This is a genomic window from Paraburkholderia sp. CI3 (genome assembly GCF_050436505.1).
In the GTDB taxonomy this organism is placed as follows: Bacteria; Pseudomonadota; Gammaproteobacteria; order Burkholderiales; family Burkholderiaceae; genus Paraburkholderia; species Paraburkholderia tuberum.
Map to the genome: position 1 here is coordinate 618,674 of NZ_JBNDMI010000003.1, position 15,924 is coordinate 634,597.

At 64.7% G+C, this 15,924-nt stretch carries 10 protein-coding genes, 2 tRNA genes, 1 rRNA gene, 1 pseudogene and 2 riboswitches; of the genes and pseudogenes, 8 read left to right on the forward strand and 6 right to left on the reverse strand.

Annotated elements, in window-relative coordinates; all coding sequences use genetic code 11:
- Positions 1-39: 39 nt before the first annotated feature.
- A complete protein-coding gene (locus OKW29_RS11670) occupies positions 40-654 on the forward strand; it encodes a DUF4136 domain-containing protein (RefSeq protein WP_429291140.1) in 615 nt (204 codons plus the stop codon).
- Between the two features lie 36 nt (positions 655-690).
- On the opposite strand, the gene bluB is transcribed toward OKW29_RS11670, so the two are convergent.
- From bluB to cobA, 5 genes and pseudogenes are all read right to left on the reverse strand, one after another.
- Positions 691-1,350 carry a 5,6-dimethylbenzimidazole synthase gene (bluB, locus tag OKW29_RS11675; protein WP_429291141.1) on the reverse strand — a complete coding sequence of 220 codons (660 nt, stop codon included), beginning with the start codon at positions 1,348-1,350 and terminating at the stop codon, positions 691-693.
- Complete coding sequence (locus OKW29_RS11680; RefSeq protein ID WP_429291142.1) at positions 1,334-2,713, reverse strand: cobyrinate a,c-diamide synthase; 1,380 nt, start codon at positions 2,711-2,713, stop codon at positions 1,334-1,336. Before OKW29_RS11680 ends, bluB begins: the two co-directional genes overlap by 17 nt.
- Positions 2,714-2,716: 3 nt before the next feature.
- Entirely contained in the window at positions 2,717-3,319 is a 603-nt protein-coding gene (gene cobO, locus OKW29_RS11685; protein WP_090805916.1) for a cob(I)yrinic acid a,c-diamide adenosyltransferase, read from the reverse strand.
- A complete protein-coding gene (locus OKW29_RS11690; protein ID WP_429292490.1) occupies positions 3,316-3,855 on the reverse strand; it encodes a cobalamin biosynthesis protein in 540 nt (179 codons plus the stop codon). Before OKW29_RS11690 ends, cobO begins: the two co-directional genes overlap by 4 nt.
- Positions 3,838-4,563, reverse strand: a pseudogene (cobA, locus tag OKW29_RS11695) (uroporphyrinogen-III C-methyltransferase); the annotation flags it as partial. The gene OKW29_RS11690 and the pseudogene cobA, both read right to left, overlap by 18 nt.
- A gap of 195 nt (positions 4,564-4,758) precedes the next feature.
- A riboswitch (cobalamin riboswitch) is annotated at positions 4,759-5,018 on the reverse strand.
- A gap of 80 nt (positions 5,019-5,098) precedes the next feature.
- Positions 5,099-5,376: riboswitch (cobalamin riboswitch) on the forward strand.
- A 193-nt stretch (positions 5,377-5,569) separates the two neighbouring features.
- Here cobA and cobW point away from each other — a divergent pair.
- Genes cobW through OKW29_RS11715 form a run of 4 tightly spaced genes read left to right on the forward strand, consistent with a single transcriptional unit; the run spans position 5,570 to position 12,262 of the window.
- A complete protein-coding gene (gene cobW / locus OKW29_RS11700; protein ID WP_429291143.1) occupies positions 5,570-6,661 on the forward strand; it encodes a cobalamin biosynthesis protein CobW in 1,092 nt (363 codons plus the stop codon).
- A gap of 14 nt (positions 6,662-6,675) precedes the next feature.
- Positions 6,676-10,494 carry a cobaltochelatase subunit CobN gene (cobN, locus tag OKW29_RS11705; RefSeq protein WP_429291144.1) on the forward strand — a complete coding sequence of 1,273 codons (3,819 nt, stop codon included), beginning with the start codon at positions 6,676-6,678 and terminating at the stop codon, positions 10,492-10,494.
- The gene (locus OKW29_RS11710) at positions 10,491-11,591 is read left to right on the forward strand and encodes an ATP-binding protein (protein WP_429291145.1); all 1,101 of its coding nucleotides are present in this window, start codon (positions 10,491-10,493) and stop codon (positions 11,589-11,591) included. Before cobN ends, OKW29_RS11710 begins: the two co-directional genes overlap by 4 nt.
- 56 nt (positions 11,592-11,647) lie before the next feature.
- Positions 11,648-12,262: a vWA domain-containing protein gene (locus OKW29_RS11715; RefSeq protein ID WP_429291146.1), complete on the forward strand. Its 615-nt coding sequence runs from the start codon at positions 11,648-11,650 to the stop codon at positions 12,260-12,262.
- Between the two features lie 67 nt (positions 12,263-12,329).
- On the opposite strand, the gene OKW29_RS11720 is transcribed toward OKW29_RS11715, so the two are convergent.
- Positions 12,330-13,274, reverse strand: a complete 945-nt coding sequence (locus OKW29_RS11720) for a flagellar brake protein (RefSeq protein ID WP_429291147.1) — start codon at positions 13,272-13,274, stop codon at positions 12,330-12,332.
- Between the two features lie 585 nt (positions 13,275-13,859).
- Here OKW29_RS11720 and OKW29_RS11725 point away from each other — a divergent pair.
- From OKW29_RS11725 to OKW29_RS11735, 3 genes are all read left to right on the forward strand, one after another.
- A 16S ribosomal RNA gene (locus tag OKW29_RS11725) occupies positions 13,860-15,392 on the forward strand.
- A gap of 76 nt (positions 15,393-15,468) precedes the next feature.
- Positions 15,469-15,545: transfer RNA gene (locus OKW29_RS11730), tRNA-Ile, on the forward strand.
- Between the two features lie 53 nt (positions 15,546-15,598).
- Positions 15,599-15,674 (forward strand) — tRNA-Ala (locus tag OKW29_RS11735).
- Positions 15,675-15,924 lie beyond the last annotated feature (250 nt).

The window sequence follows — 15,924 nt, forward strand, 5'->3', positions numbered from 1 at the left end:
GCCTTTGATGTATTCGATGTACTAGAGAGAAAACAAAAAATGGCAAAGATCGCTCATCTCTGTGCCGCGCTGGCCGCGGCGAGCCTCACCGCTTGCGCGGGCCTGAGCGCCGAGGTGCACACCGTCTCCGCTAACGGCGCCGACCGCGCCGTTGCGCTGCAAGGCGAGCGGACCTATTCGCTCGCGCGCACGCAGCCGCAGGACGACAGCGCCGACCATCCGCAAGTCGAAAAGCTGTTGCGCGACGAGTTGGCGAAACACGGGTTCGTCGATACGGCGGGCAAGCCCGCGCATTATCTGCTGTCGATGGCGTATAGCACGCGGCCGGCGTCGATCGGCATCGGCGGTGAGGATTGCGCGCCCGCCGATTGCGGCGCGGGCAGCGACGGTCCAGGCGCGCTGTTGTTTGGGCGCAAGTATCAGCACGCGCTGACGCTGCGCTTTTTCGACTACGCGAGCGGCGCCGAGCGCTACAAGGTCGGCGCGGTGTTCATGGATCGCGATGCGGACCCGCTGCATGCACTGCCGTTGCTCGTCAAAACCGCGCTCGCGAAGCTGCCGTTCGATGCGCCGGCCGACTGGCGTGTGAAGCTCAGCATCGACAAGACGAGCGGTGTGCCGAACGTCGACTCGATGGAGCCGCTGCAACGTTAAAACCCAGCCTCGGATCGCCGGGGCCGCGAGTATCAGTTATTCCTGCGCCGGCTCGTCTCGCGGCCAGCGGTTTTCGAACACGCAATCGGCGAGCGGCAGACGGCTCGCCCAGCGCTCCGTTTCGAGCATCGGCTCGCTATAGAAGGCAGCGACGTGGCCGAGGCACAGAATCGCGACCGGCCGCGCGCCTTCCGGCATCGCCAGTAGCTGGTGCACCGCGTCGACATCGAATAGCGACACCCAACCAAGCCCGAGTCCTTCCGCGCGCGCAGCGAGCCACATGTTCTGGATCGCGCACGCGACCGACGCGAGATCCATCTCCGGCAGCGTGCGGCGGCCGAAGACGTGTCGCTCGCGCCCGTCCATCAACGCGATCACCAGCAGCTCCGCGCATTCGCGCATGCCTTCCACCTTCAGCTTCATGAACTCGTCGCGGCGCTTGCCGAGCGCGTCGGCGGTGGCGAGCCGTTCGCGCTCGACGATGTCGCGCAAGCCCGTGCGCAGCGCCGCGTCGGTGATGCGCACGATCCGCCACGGCTGCATGTAGCCGACGCTCGGCGCGTGATGCGCCGCGTCGAGCAGACGCCGCAGCACCGCCGGATCGACCGGATCGGGCACGAAGTGGCGCATGTCGCGGCGTTCGTAAATCGCACGATAGACCGCATCGCGCTCGGAGTCGTCAAAAGGTTTCGCCATGAAAGAGGGCGGCCGTGAAAGCCGGGTTGGAGGGCCAGTAAGCGTGCATATAGGTTGCCACAATCGGGCCCACGCGGAACACCGCTTCGCCGGGCGTGTCGCTGTGCGCGCGCGTGGCGAAGCGCTGCGGCGCGAGCGGCGTCGCGAGTTTCGAGTAGTGGAACGTGTGCCCGGTCAGCGTGCCGTGGACGCCATCGATCTGCTGCATGCCGAGCGACGTGAAGCGCGTTTGCATCGTCGCGTGACCGGGCAGCAGGCCCAGCATCGGCGTGCTAGTGCCTTGCGCGTCGGTCAGCGTGTCGAGCAGATAGAGCATGCCGCCGCATTCGGCGACCAGCGGTTTGTCCGCCTCGACGTGCGCTCGGATCGATGCGGCGCTGTTCACGTTGCCCGCGAGCGTCGCCATATGCAACTCGGGATAGCCGCCCGGCAGATAGAGCGCGTGTGTGCCGGCGGGCAACGCTTCGTCGGCGAGCGGCGAGAAATAGCTGAGCCGCGCGCCGAGCGCTTCGAGCAGCGCGACGTTGGCCGGATAGATGAACGAGAACGCGGCGTCGCGCGCGATCGCGATGTGCTTGCCTTCGAGCAGACGCGGCAGCACTTCGGGCGAGGGCGCGCCGAAATCGACCGGCGGCGGCAGTTCGGCGAGCGCGGTCGACGCGAGCGTATCCGCCGCGCGTTCCAGGCGCGCTTCGAGATCGTCGATTTCATCGGCCCGGTGTAGGCCGAGGTGGCGGTCAGGCAGCGTGATCTCGTCGCTCGCGGCGAGGTGGCCGCACCAGCGCAACTCGGGCGGCAGCGCTTCCTGCAGCATCTGCGCGTGCCGAGCGGAGCCGACGCGATTCGCGAGCACGCCGTGGAACGGCAGTTGTGGTCTGAAGCGCGCAAGGCCGAATGCGAGCGCGCCGAAGGTCTGCGCCATCGCCTGCGCGGAAATCACCGCGAGCACCGGCACGCCGAACGTGATCGCCAGATCGGCGCTGCTCGGCGTGCCGTCGAACAGGCCCATCACGCCTTCGATCAGGATCAGATCGGCTTCTTGCGCCGCCCGCGCGAGCAGGTTGCGGCATGCGCTTTCGCCGACCATCCACAGATCGAGCGACAGCACCGGCGCGGCGCTCGCGCGCGCGAGGATCATCGGATCGAGAAAATCCGGTCCGGTCTTGAACACGCGCACGCGACGTCCGAGCCGCCGGTGATAGCGCGCGAGACCGGCGGTGATCGTGGTTTTGCCTTGTCCCGACGCGGGCGCGCTAATGAACAGCGCGGGGCACGCCCCGACGGAAGTCCCTTGGGGGGACGCCCCGAAGGAAGTCTCCTTGGGGGGCGTCCCGGACGAAGCCCCGTTGGGGGACGCCGACATCGCTCAGAACTCCACGCCGCGCTGCGCCTTCACACCTTGCTCGCGATACGGATGCTTGATCGCGCGCATTTCGGTGACGAGGTCGGCGGCTTCGATCAGCGCGTCCGGCGCATGGCGTCCGGTCACGACGACGTGCAACATCGGCGCACGCGCGTTGATCACCGCGAGCACTTCGTCGAGCGGCAGGTATTCGTACTTCAGCACGGTGTTCAACTCGTCGAGGATCACCATCTGGTAGTCGCCGCTTTCGATCATCCGCCGCGCTTCGTTCCAGCCTTTGCGCGCGGTCGCCATGTCGGCCTCGCGGTTCTGCGTGTTCCACGTGTAGCCGTCGCCCATCGTGACGAAATCGCACTGGGCGATCGCGCCGAGGAAATCGCGCTCCGACGTATGCAGCGCGCCTTTGATGAACTGCACGACGCCGAGCCGCATGCCGTGGCCGAGCACCCGCACGGCCATGCCGAACGCGGCCGTGCTCTTGCCCTTGCCGGTGCCGGTGTTGACGATCAGCAGGCCTTTTTCGACGGTCGCGCCGGCCTGCTTCTTTTCGTGGCCTTCGCGGCGGCGTTCGGTCATGCGTTGATGCGATTCCGGATCGGTTTTCATCGGGGGTCCTGGTTTTGAGAGGCGGGATGGGATGGGGTCGCGTCGCTAAGGGCAGCGTCGTTCGCCGCTGCGATCGCCACCGTGATGCCGGCGTGCGCGGTCTTGCGTACGATCAGACGCGCGTTTTGCGCGGTTGTGGTGGAGTCCGGCGCCGTTGCCGCCAGCAGCGCGCACGGCTCGCACACACCATCGACGCCGAGATGCGCGTGTGCCGCCGCCGACGGCGACGCGACCGGTACCGCGGCGATCTGGTCGCGGCTGAACAGTTGCAGCGGCAGTTGATGACGCGAGCAGAATTCGAGCAGACCGGCTTCGTTGGCTTTGGTGTCGATCGTCGCGATCGCGCGGATCTGCTCGAAGGCATTCGATCCGAGCGCTGCGCGGACGGCGGCTTCGATATCAGCGGCTTCGCTGTGCAAGCGGCAACCGATGCCGACGCTCAGCGTTTTGATCGCGCGTCCGAGTCCGTGTCGTGTCGCGCTCGCTGCCAGTTCGTGAGCAACGCCGGCCTCGCGTTTGGCCGCATCACGCGCCAGTGCGAGCGACGCCACACCGCCGATCACGACGATCGCCGGCGAGCCGAGCCCCGCGCGCGCCACCGCCTCGGCGAACTCGCGAAGCGGCGCGAGCACATGACGCTGCTCAGGCCGCGTCGCCGACTCGATCGCCGCGCACGGCGTGTCGGCGGACATGCCGGCCGCGAGCAATGCGCGGGCGATCTCGCCGAGCCGGCGCATGCCCATGTAGATCACCAGCGTCATGCGCGTCGCGGCGAGCGCGGCCCAGTCCGGTTCGCCACTGCCGGCGCCGTGGCCGGTGACGAACACGACGCCCTGCGCGTGATCACGATGCGTGACCGCGATACCGAGCGCCGCGGGCGCCGCGATGCCGGCCGTGATGCCGTTGATCACGTCGACTTCGATACCCGCGGCCTGTAGCGCCTGCAACTCTTCGCCGCCGCGGCCGAACACGAACGGATCGCCGCCCTTGAGCCGCGCGACGCTGCGCCCCGCGCGCAGATGCCCGAGCATTTGCGCGACGATGTCGGCTTGCGGCGTCGACGGATGGCCGCCGCGTTTGCCGACGTACACGACTTGCGCGTCGGTGCGCGCGAACTGCAGCACGTCGGGATTTACCAGATCGTCGACGAGCACGACATCGGCCTGCGCGAGCGCACGGGTGGCCTTCAGCGTGATCAGTTCGACGTCGCCGGGACCGGCGCCGATCAGCCAGGCGCGCGTCATCGCGGCGTGCATGGCGCGCGCCATGCGGTGATGGAAGAAGAGAAGCGGCGTGCGACAGCGCGCGCGGCGGTGAATATAGAGGTCATGCGGAACTGCGAATCCGGGCACGCGCGATGCCGCGCTGCTACGCCTTCACATCCGTTCCCCGCGGATTCCGGCGGCCGGCGGCGCCACGTGATGCACGGATGCAATGCGGCACCGCCTCCACGTCTGGCCGGTATCCGGGCTGGCGGCCTCATGCGCTTCGCCTTCCCGTCCCGGTTTGTGGATTCGCGGGACAGTGGCATCAAAAAACGCATGCGCGGCACGTCGGAATCGAAGGCGAATCGAATCGCGCGCCGCAGGTCGCTTACCGTTGCGGGGACAGCACAGGTTGAACGCGCGAGGCGCTGCCTGTTTCCCGTTTAACTGCACACGCGAGCGCATGTGCGGGCACCAAACGCGCGCATACGATAGCACATGGCGCCTTGCCGGATAAGCCTCGGCGGCGCTTTCCGGCTCGGTGCGTTGCTTGACTGCGCAAGTCCGCGGGCCTACACTCGCTCGCACTTTGGGTGCTCGCGTGCGCGCTCGTGCGCATGCAGTTAAACGGGAAACAGGGAGCCACCTGCTCTGGAGCGGCTAACCTGTGCTGTCCCCGCAACGGTAAGCGAAAAGCGGTTCCGGCTTGATAGCCGGGCACCGCAGTGCCGGCTTCGATGTCCTCGCGCAAGGTCGCGTGGACATTTCACCACTGGACGAGAAACCACTCGGCCGGGAAGGGGAAGCGGCGCTTTCGCCAGCCCGGATACCGGCCCAAAGAAGCAGAACGACCGCCGCGGGGATGCGGCGGCGCGTTCATGACCTCAGTTCCGCTTTCTGTATTTCCGTTGTCGCGGCCATGCCGTCGTTCGTCCCCGTGTCTGGTGATCGCTGGTGCTGCTGCGCGTGCTCCATTCGCCAGCCGACGCGGACCCACGCGCGGACTTTCCGGCATACCGATCAACGCCAAGGGATGGACCTCACGATGCAAACTCAATTGCGCAAGATCCCCGTCACGATCGTCACGGGCTTTCTCGGCAGCGGCAAAACCACGCTGCTGCGGCACATTCTTCAGCATGCGGGCGGCAAGCGCATCGCGGTGATCGTCAACGAGTTCGGCGAGCTCGGCATCGACGGCGAAATCCTCAAGGGCTGCGGCATCGGTTGCGATGAAAACGGCGTCGAGACCGAAGGGCAATTGTATGAACTCGCGAACGGTTGTTTGTGCTGCACCGTGCAGGAAGAATTTTTCCCGGTGATGGAAAAGCTCGCGGAGCGCCGCGACGAACTCGATCACGTGCTGATCGAAACGTCGGGCCTGGCGTTGCCGAAGCCGCTCGTGCAGGCGTTCAACTGGCCGCAGATCCGCAATGGCTTCACGGTCGATGCGGTGGTGACGGTGGTGGACGGCCCGGCCGCCGCGAGCGGCCAGTTCGCCGATAACCCGCTCGCCGTCGATGCACAGCGCAAGGCCGATCCGAATCTCGATCACGAGTCGCCGCTGCACGAGCTGTTCGAAGACCAGTTGTCGGCGGCCGATCTGGTGATTCTGAACAAGACCGATCTGATCGACGACGCCCGGCAGCACGAGGTCGAAGCCGCGATCCGCGCGGAGATTCCGCCGCAGGTGAAGATCGTGCGCGCGCAGCACGGGCGGCTCGACCTGCATACGCTGCTGGGCCTCGAAGCGGCGTCGGAAGAGACGATCCACCTGCGTCATGACCACCACGGTTCCGCCGACGACCCCGATCATCACCACGATGAATTCGATTCGGTCGTCGTGCAGGCATCCGTACCGTCGCGCGACGCGGCGCTCGCCGCCTTGCAGACGCTCGTCGAAACCCACACGATTTACCGTGTCAAAGGCTTCGCGGCACTGCAGGGCGCGGCGATGCGTCTCTTGATCCAGGGCGTGGGCCGGCGCTTCGACAGCTACTTCGACCGGCGCTGGCAAGCGGGTGAAAATGGCGACGGCGCGTTGAGCCGCTTCGTGCTGATCGGCGCAGACCTCGACCAACACGCGCTGCAACAGGCGTTCGACGCCGCGCTCGGCGCGACGTCGAACGCGACGGCATAAACGGGCGCACCAGCATGCATCTGCTGCGCACGACGCCGGGCGGCTTCGTCGACGATACGCAGGGCGTGATCCGCATCGATCAGCAGCCCGCCGAGATCGTCGTGCTCAGTTCCGCCGACACCACGCTGTCGCTGCTCGCGAGCGTGGTGCCGCGTCTCGGCGACGGCTTTCCGAGCGTGCGGCTCGCGAACGTCACGTATCTGCGTCAGCCTGCCTCGGTCGATTTCTATCTGGACGACGTGTTGCAGCATGCGCGCGTGGTCGTCGTCGATCATCTCGGCGGCGAAACGTATTGGCCGTACGGCATCGAGCAGGTGGTCGCGCTCGCGCAGCGCAAACAGCAAACACTCGCGATGTTTTCCGGCGATCTGCAGGAAGACCCGAACCTGCTCGCGCGCAGCACCGCGAGCGCCGAGTTGTGTCAGCAGCTGTGGCGCTATCTGCGCGAGGGCGGTCCGCAGAACGCCGAGGCGTTTTTGCGCTGCATCGCGTATCGCGCGCTCGATTGGGGGCGCGAACCCGATCCGCCGCGCGCGTTGCCGGCCGCGTCGCTGTATCACCCCGAGCGCGATACCCCCATCGTCGCCGACTGGCAGGCGCGTTGGCGGCAAGACGCGCCGGTCGTCGCGATTCTGTTCTACAAGGCGCATCTGCAGGCCGCCAATACCGCGGTGTTCGATGCGCTGATCGACGCGCTCGAAGCGCAAGGGCTCAATCCGCTGCCGCTCGCGATCACGTCGCTGAAGGATGCGGTGAGCCGCGATGTCGTGCAGTCGCTGTGCGCGCAACATTGTGTCGCGCTCGTGCTGAACACGACCGCGTTCGCCGCGTCCGCGATCGACGATCCGGAGCCGCTCGCGCTCGCCGGCGACGCGCCGGTGTTCCAGGTAATCCTGAGCGGCGGCAATCGCGAAGACTGGCTGAAGGACAACCACGGCCTCAATTCGCGCGACATCGCGATGCATATCGCGCTGCCCGAAGTGGACGGGCGCATCATCACGCGCGCGATCAGCTTCAAGGGGCTCGCGTATCGCTGTGCGCATACGCAGGTCGACGTGGTCCGCTATCAGCCCGACCTCGAACGGGTGCGCTTTCTCGCCGAGCTGAGCCGGCGCTGGTGCCGTTTGCGTTCGCTCGATAACGCCGACAAGAAAGTCGCGTTGATTCTCGCCAACTATCCGATGAGCGAAGGGCGCATCGGCAATGGCGTCGGGCTCGATACGCCGGCGTCGGTGGTCGGCATTCTGTCGATGCTGCGCGATGAAGGTTATCGTGTCGGCGAATTACCCGAAAACGGCGACGCGTTGTTGAACAGGCTGACCGAAGGCGTGACCAACGATCCGGTCGTACGCGATCTGCGTCCGGCCCTGCAAAGCCTCGCACTCGACGACTATCTCGCGCAGTTCAACGCGTTGCCGGCGAGCGTGCGCGACGCGTTGAACGCGCGCTGGGGCAAGCCCGAGCAGGACCCCACGCTGCGGCGCGGCCGCTTCATGATCGCCGGCTGGCGCTGCGGCCGGGTGTTCGTCGGCATTCAACCTGCGCGTTCGCGCGAGCACGGCGACTACGCGAGCTATCACGATGCGGAGCTCGTACCGCCGCACGCATACCTCGCGTTCTATTTCTGGCTGCGCCATCAGTTCGGCATCGACGCGGTCGTGCACGTCGGCAAGCACGGCAACCTGGAATGGCTGCCGGGCAAAAGCGTCGCCTTGAGCGACGCGTGCTGGCCCGATCTGATTCTCGGACCGATGCCGCATCTGTATCCGTTCATCGTCAACGATCCGGGCGAGGGCAGCCAGGCGAAGCGGCGCGCGCAGGCGGTGATCATCGATCATCTGATGCCACCGCTTACACGCGCCGAAAACTATGGGCCGCTGCAGGACCTCGAACGCCAGGTCGACGAATACTACGAAGCATTGATGGTCGATTCGCGTCGCGCGAAGCTCTTGCGTCGCACGATTCTGACGACGATCGTCGAGCATCGGTTGCACGAAGAGCTGAGTCTCGCGGCGCCGAACCGACAGGACGATGAAGACGCGCTGCTCACACGCGTCGATGCGTGGCTGTGCGAGCTGAAGGAAGCGCAGATTCGCGATGGCCTGCATACGTTCGGGCAGTCGCCGCGCGGCGTGCAGCGGCGCGACACGCTGCTTGCGCTCGGGCGCTTTCCGGTCGGCGATGGGCAGGGCGGCAAGGCGGGGCTCGTCGACGCGCTGGCGCGCGATCTGCGCATCGATCATCGGTTCGACCCGTTGACGGTGGATTGGGCCGCCGCATGGGACGGCCCGCGACCCGAGGTATTGCAGCGGGTCAGCGATGCGCCGTGGCGACATTACGGCGACACGCGCGAGCGGTTGGAGTTGCTCGCGGGCGAGCTGTTGCGCGGCGTCTGCGGTGTCGATTGCGATGACGCGGATCGTTCGCAGGCCGTCCCCGTAGCCGACGAAAGTCTGCCGCAAGCGGCACAGGTGATCGCACGCCTGCGCGACGACGTGCTGCCGCGTCTCGACGCCTGCGGCCCGCAGGAAATGACGCAGCTGAAACGCGGCCTCGAAGGACGATTCGTGCCGCCAGGTCCGAGCGGTTCGCCGTCGCGCGGTCGGCCCGACGTGCTGCCCACCGGCCGCAACTTCTATTCGGTCGACACGCGCGCGGTGCCGACGCAAGCCGCGTGGGCACTCGGCCTGAAATCGGCGCAGCAACTGATCGAGCGGCATCTGCAGGAGCACGGCGATTATCCCCGCGCGATCGGCCTGTCGGTTTGGGGCACCGCGACGATGCGCACCGGCGGCGACGATATCGCGCAGGCGCTCGCGCTGCTCGGCGTGCGGCCGAAATGGGCGCCGGGCAGCCACCGTGTGACGGACTTCGAGATCATGCCGATCGACGCGTTCGACCGGCCGCGTATCGACGTCACGTTGCGCGTATCCGGTTTCTTTCGCGATGCGTTCGCGAACGTGATGCATCTGTTCGATGCGGCCGTGCAAGCGGTTGCCGAACTCGACGAGCCCGCGGAGCTGAATCCGATTCGCGCGCGCGTGCAGCGCGAACGCGATGCGTTGATCGCGCGCGGCATGGACCCGGTCGAAGCGCGCAAGCGCGCCGGCTGGCGCGTGTTCAGCGCGCGGCCGGGCACGTACGGCGCGGGTCTGCAGCAGATGATCGACTCGCGCCAATGGCAGACCGACGCCGATCTCGCGAACGCGTATCAGGCGTGGGGCGGATATGCGTACGCGCAGAAGAGCGCGGGCGAGGAAGCGCATCAAGCGTTTGGCACGCGCCTCGCAGCGATGGACCTCGTGCTGCAGAACCAGGACAACCGCGAGCACGACGTGCTCGATTCGAACGACTACTACCAGTTTCAGGGCGGCATGGTCGCGGCGGTGCGGCATCTGGCAGGTCAGCAGCCGCGCGTCTATCACGCGGATCACAGCAATCCGGCCGCGCCGCGCGTGCGGACGTTGCAGGAGGAGATCGCGCGCGTGATCCGCTCGCGCGTGGTCAATCCGAAATGGCTCGACGGCGTGAAGCGCCACGGCTACAAGGGCGCGGCCGAGATCGCCGCGACCGTCGATTATCTGTATGGCTACGACGCGACCGCGCGCGTGATCGCGGATCATCAATACGCGCTCGTCGCCGATGCTTATCTGAATGACGCCGATACGCGCGCGTTCATGCAACGGCACAATCCGCATGCGCTGCATTCGATCTGCGAGCGTTTGCTCGAGGCGATGCAGCGGGGGCTGTGGCAGCAGCCGGGTGACTATCGCGCGCAGGTGGAAACGCATCTGCTGGCGAGCGAACAGCAGATCGAAGGAAGACAAACATGAATGGAGCGATGCGAGGAGCGGACGACGCAGGTTGCTCAGCCTGTGTATCGGGTACGGCGGCGCGGCCCGTTTTTCCGTTTGCGGCGCTGATCGGCCAGGCCTCGTTGCAGCAGGCGCTGGTGCTCGCGGCGATCGACCCGGGCTTGGGCGGCGTATTGATCAGCGGACCGCGTGGCACTGCGAAGTCGACTGCCGCGCGCGCGCTTGCCGAACTGCTGCCGGAGGGAGAGCTCGTGAATCTGCCGCTTGGCGCGAGCGAGGATCGTCTGATCGGCACGCTCGATATCGAAAGCGTGTTGCGCGACGGCTCGGTGCGCTTCTCGCCGGGGCTGCTCGCGAAGGCGCATCGCGGCGTGCTGTACGTCGACGAAGTCAATCTGCTGCCCGATGCGCTCGTCGATGCGTTGCTCGATGCGGCGGCGAGCGGCGTGAATACCGTCGAACGCGATGGCGTGTCGCATAGTCATGACGCGAGCTTCGTGCTGATCGGCACGATGAATCCCGAAGAGGGCGAGTTGCGGCCGCAATTGATCGACCGCTTCGGTCTGATGGTGGAGTTGCAGAACGCGTTCGAGCCGCAGGTGCGGCAGGCGATCGTCAAAGCGCGGTTCGCGTTCGATCTCGATCCCGCTGGGTTTCGTACCGCTCACGCGGAGCAGCAAGCTTCATACGTGCAGCGAATTCGCTCGGCGCGCGCGGCGCTGCCGCTGCTGTCGTTCGATGACGCCGTCCATGCGCGCGTGAGCGCGCTATGCATCGACGCGGCCGTCGACGGCCTGCGCGCCGACCTCGTGATGCTGCGCGCGGCGCGCGCGCTGGCCGCATTCGAACGGGCAGGTGCGGTGACGGTGCGACATGTGGAGCGCGTTGCCGATCCGGTGCTGCTTCATCGGCGGCGTCAGCATGATTCGCAACATGCGAATCAGCGCCGGCCAGAAAGCGAGGCGCCGGCACGGGACCTCGCTGAGGGTGCGTCTGGCGATACGGCTGGATCCACGACACCGTCCGCCGACTCCGACTGGGGCTACCTGCCGCCCGAGCCGGCCGCGGCTTTGCCTGTCAAAGGCGTCATTGCGCTCGACGCAAAAAAACGCTGAGCCATCGGAAAGGCGCCGCCGCTGACTCGCGCAGCGGTTTTCGATGGCGACAAGGCGTGGGGGCGGATTCGCGCGACACGTCGGGCGGCGAACCGGGCAGGCGCATTGCATGGCCACCGACGCTCGCCGCGATGCGCGAGCACACCTTGCGTCGTGAGCATCTGCGCTTCGTACGGGAAGTGCCGCGTGGCGGTGTGCTGCATTGCTTCGTGCTCGATTGCTCCGGGTCGATGCTGGCGGGCCAACGCCTCGCGTTCGCGAAGGGTCTACTGACTGCCTTGTTCGACCGTGCGAGTGCGATGCGCGCCGAGGCTGCGCTGATCTGCTTCGGCGGTGCGGGAGCGGATGTGCGCTTCGGCCCCGCCGTGCCGCGCTGGTGGAATGAGCGATGGCTCGCGCCCGTGGGCGGAGGCGGCGGTTCGCCGCTCGCGTCGGGCGTGCGCCGCGCCGCGCAACTGCTCGAACGCTGCGCGCGGCGACGGCCGGCCCAGCAGCGCTGGTTATGGATTCTGACCGACGGCCGCACGAGCGACGAACCCGCGCGGCCGGCCGACGTCGATGAAGTCGTGTTCGTCGATTTCGAGCGTGGTGCGATACGGCTCGGTCGTTGCGAGGTGCTCGCCAATGCCTGGGGAGCGCGGCGGTTGACGCCGGAAGAGTTGCTCGGCTGATCGATGTGTGCGCAGCGAGGTCGACGCTGCTGTGTCCGCACGCGCGTTGCTTTTGTGGCCGGACCGCTTATTTCAGTCCGTTGGACCAGTGCTGCACATCCTCCTGACGATCGAACACGAACACCTTCATCGCCATTTGTTGAACGGAATCGAGTTGATCCAGTTCTAGCCCATGCATGGACGGCTCGCCAGGCGTTTTGCCCTTCTGAACGTTGCGGATCACTGCCGTCGTCTCGATCTGTGAATCGTATTCGGCCGACTTCAGCCGGAACGCGATGCGCAGCCGCTCGCCGACTTCGCCCAGTGTCCATGACGCACTCAACGACATGCCGAGCGCGCTGATGCCCTTGGCGAGTCCAAGGCCTTCGTAAGTGTCACCGCTCCCGCCGATGCCAAACCGCACGGGCAGGTGCGCATGGACGCGGATCGATTTGCGCTCACGGAGCCGGCGGACCATACCGGGCCTCGACAACACGGCATAGTCGAACGGCACGCGGCAGACCGCTTCGACCGTGCAGACGAAACGGAACACGGCCTGACTCGCGATCGCGACGACCTCGACGTTCTCGCCGGGCGTGAGCGGCAGCGGTTGGCCCTGCTGCATCGGCGGCGTGACGAACAGCGCATGATTCGGCGCGAAACCGATGATGCGGCAAGGTTGCATCGGCGCGCCGTTGCCGAGTTGCGAACGCATGCCGATCAATGCGCCGATCTCGAGGTGCATGTCCTTCAGCGTCAACTCACCGGCGTGGTCAGGCTGGGCGGTTGGCGCCGGCGGTTGTTGTGCGCCGAGGTCGAACAGGTCGCCGCGTTGCGGGCGGAAGTGTTGAAACAGAAAGGCGCGCTCGTCGGTGGTCGCGAGCGTCGTCGCGCTTGCGAAGAGCAGCGTGCCGTCGGCATCGACGATCGGCCATGGGAGCGGCGTGCCTACCGGCACCGTATCAGGCTCGAGCATCGGGGATGCCGCGGCGGGCTGGGTGTCCTCGACGCGTGCGTCGACGAGATTGTCCATAGTCGGCAGCTAATTTAAGTGGCGGGATGATCTGATTGACGGCGGGGAAGGGTAGAACTTTAATTTGGGGAGCGGTGGTGAGTTCGAGCCGCGCTCGGACTACTTTGTTTTGTCGGTATCAGGACTTCGGCGGGTTGAATTGGATGACTAACTATTTTCGCTGATTTCTTGGTCTGGCCAGAGTTGACTCTTTTGAGGGCTGGCGGCAATGCGATGGAGATGGCAGTCTTTGCTCTCAAAATAAATTGTGAGAAGGGTATTGACGTGTTGTCGACCGTTCTCCATAATCTCGCTTCTCTGCTGCAGACGCAGCGACGCAAACGAAGCGGTGCCGGGTAGTGGTGGTTCAGGTGGTTCAGGCGCGGCGGGTTTGGCGGACCGATCTTTAAAAACTAACAGTCGATAAGTGTGGGCGCTTGATGCGGAATGCGGCGGCGGATTCTCCGGAGTCTGCTGTCAGGCAGAAGTATCAGAAGCCTCACACAGTATTAGAGGAAGGTTTGTCTGTCGAAAGACGGATCAATCATCGTCAGTACGTTGAGTGAGCGACCGGGTTCGAGAGAGCCCGAACACAGTAACAGGTTTGAACTGAAGAGTTTGATCCTGGCTCAGATTGAACGCTGGCGGCATGCCTTACACATGCAAGTCGAACGGCAGCACGGACTTCGGTCTGGTGGCGAGTGGCGAACGGGTGAGTAATACATCGGAACGTGTCCTGGAGTGGGGGATAGCCCGGCGAAAGCCGGATTAATACCGCATACGCTCGGGAGAGGAAAGCGGGGGATCTTTCGGGACCTCGCGCTCAAGGGGCGGCCGATGGCAGATTAGGTAGTTGGTGGGGTAAAGGCCTACCAAGCCGACGATCTGTAGCTGGTCTGAGAGGACGACCAGCCACACTGGGACTGAGACACGGCCCAGACTCCTACGGGAGGCAGCAGTGGGGAATTTTGGACAATGGGCGCAAGCCTGATCCAGCAATGCCGCGTGTGTGAAGAAGGCCTTCGGGTTGTAAAGCACTTTTGTCCGGAAAGAAAACCTCGTGGCTAATATCCGTGAGGGATGACGGTACCGGAAGAATAAGCACCGGCTAACTACGTGCCAGCAGCCGCGGTAATACGTAGGGTGCGAGCGTTAATCGGAATTACTGGGCGTAAAGCGTGCGCAGGCGGTGCTGTAAGACCGATGTGAAATCCCCGGGCTTAACCTGGGAACTGCATTGGTGACTGCAGCGCTGGAGTATGGCAGAGGGGGGTGGAATTCCACGTGTAGCAGTGAAATGCGTAGAGATGTGGAGGAACACCGATGGCGAAGGCAGCCCCCTGGGCCAATACTGACGCTCATGCACGAAAGCGTGGGGAGCAAACAGGATTAGATACCCTGGTAGTCCACGCCCTAAACGATGTCAACTGGTTGTCGGGCCTTCATTGGCTTGGTAACGTAGCTAACGCGTGAAGTTGACCGCCTGGGGAGTACGGTCGCAAGATTAAAACTCAAAGGAATTGACGGGGACCCGCACAAGCGGTGGATGATGTGGATTAATTCGATGCAACGCGAAAAACCTTACCTACCCTTGACATGTATGGAATCCTGCCGAGAGGCGGGAGTGCCCGAAAGGGAGCCATAACACAGGTGCTGCATGGCTGTCGTCAGCTCGTGTCGTGAGATGTTGGGTTAAGTCCCGCAACGAGCGCAACCCTTGTCCCTAGTTGCTACGCAAGAGCACTCCAGGGAGACTGCCGGTGACAAACCGGAGGAAGGTGGGGATGACGTCAAGTCCTCATGGCCCTTATGGGTAGGGCTTCACACGTCATACAATGGTCGGAACAGAGGGTTGCCAAGCCGCGAGGTGGAGCCAATCCCAGAAAACCGATCGTAGTCCGGATCGCACTCTGCAACTCGGGTGCGTGAAGCTGGAATCGCTAGTAATCGCGGATCAGCATGCCGCGGTGAATACGTTCCCGGGTCTTGTACACACCGCCCGTCACACCATGGGAGTGGGTTTTACCAGAAGTGGCTAGTCTAACCGCAAGGAGGACGGTCACCACGGTAGGATTCATGACTGGGGTGAAGTCGTAACAAGGTAGCCGTATCGGAAGGTGCGGCTGGATCACCTCCTTTCCAGAGCTGTGCATTCATTGCACTCAAGTGCTCACGCTTATCGGCTGTGGTTAGAAGCAACGCAGACAGACTTCAGGGGTCTGTAGCTCAGCCGGTTAGAGCACCGTCTTGATAAGGCGGGGGTCGATGGTTCGAATCCATCCAGACCCACCACGGTCTTGTCTGGTGAGCTGAAGGGCTGGGGCCGCTGGAATATCTGTGGGACTGGGGGATTAGCTCAGCTGGGAGAGCACCTGCTTTGCAAGCAGGGGGTCGTCGGTTCGATCCCGTCATCCTCCACCAATCCTCAATGCGCAGGGTTCTGCATGAAGGCAGAGCGTTGCGCATTGGCGATTGAGCCAGTCAGAGCGGTATGAGGCACAGGCTTCATACCGGCTGCCGTTCTTTAACAATCAGGAAGAAGTAGTAAAGAGATTCACGAAAGGCGCCTGGAGATGGGTGCCGAGTAGGTGAATCAGGGTTGTGATTGTATCGATGTATTTTAAAGGTGATCGAAAGATTGCTTTGGAATACGGCGCAACACGAATACTCA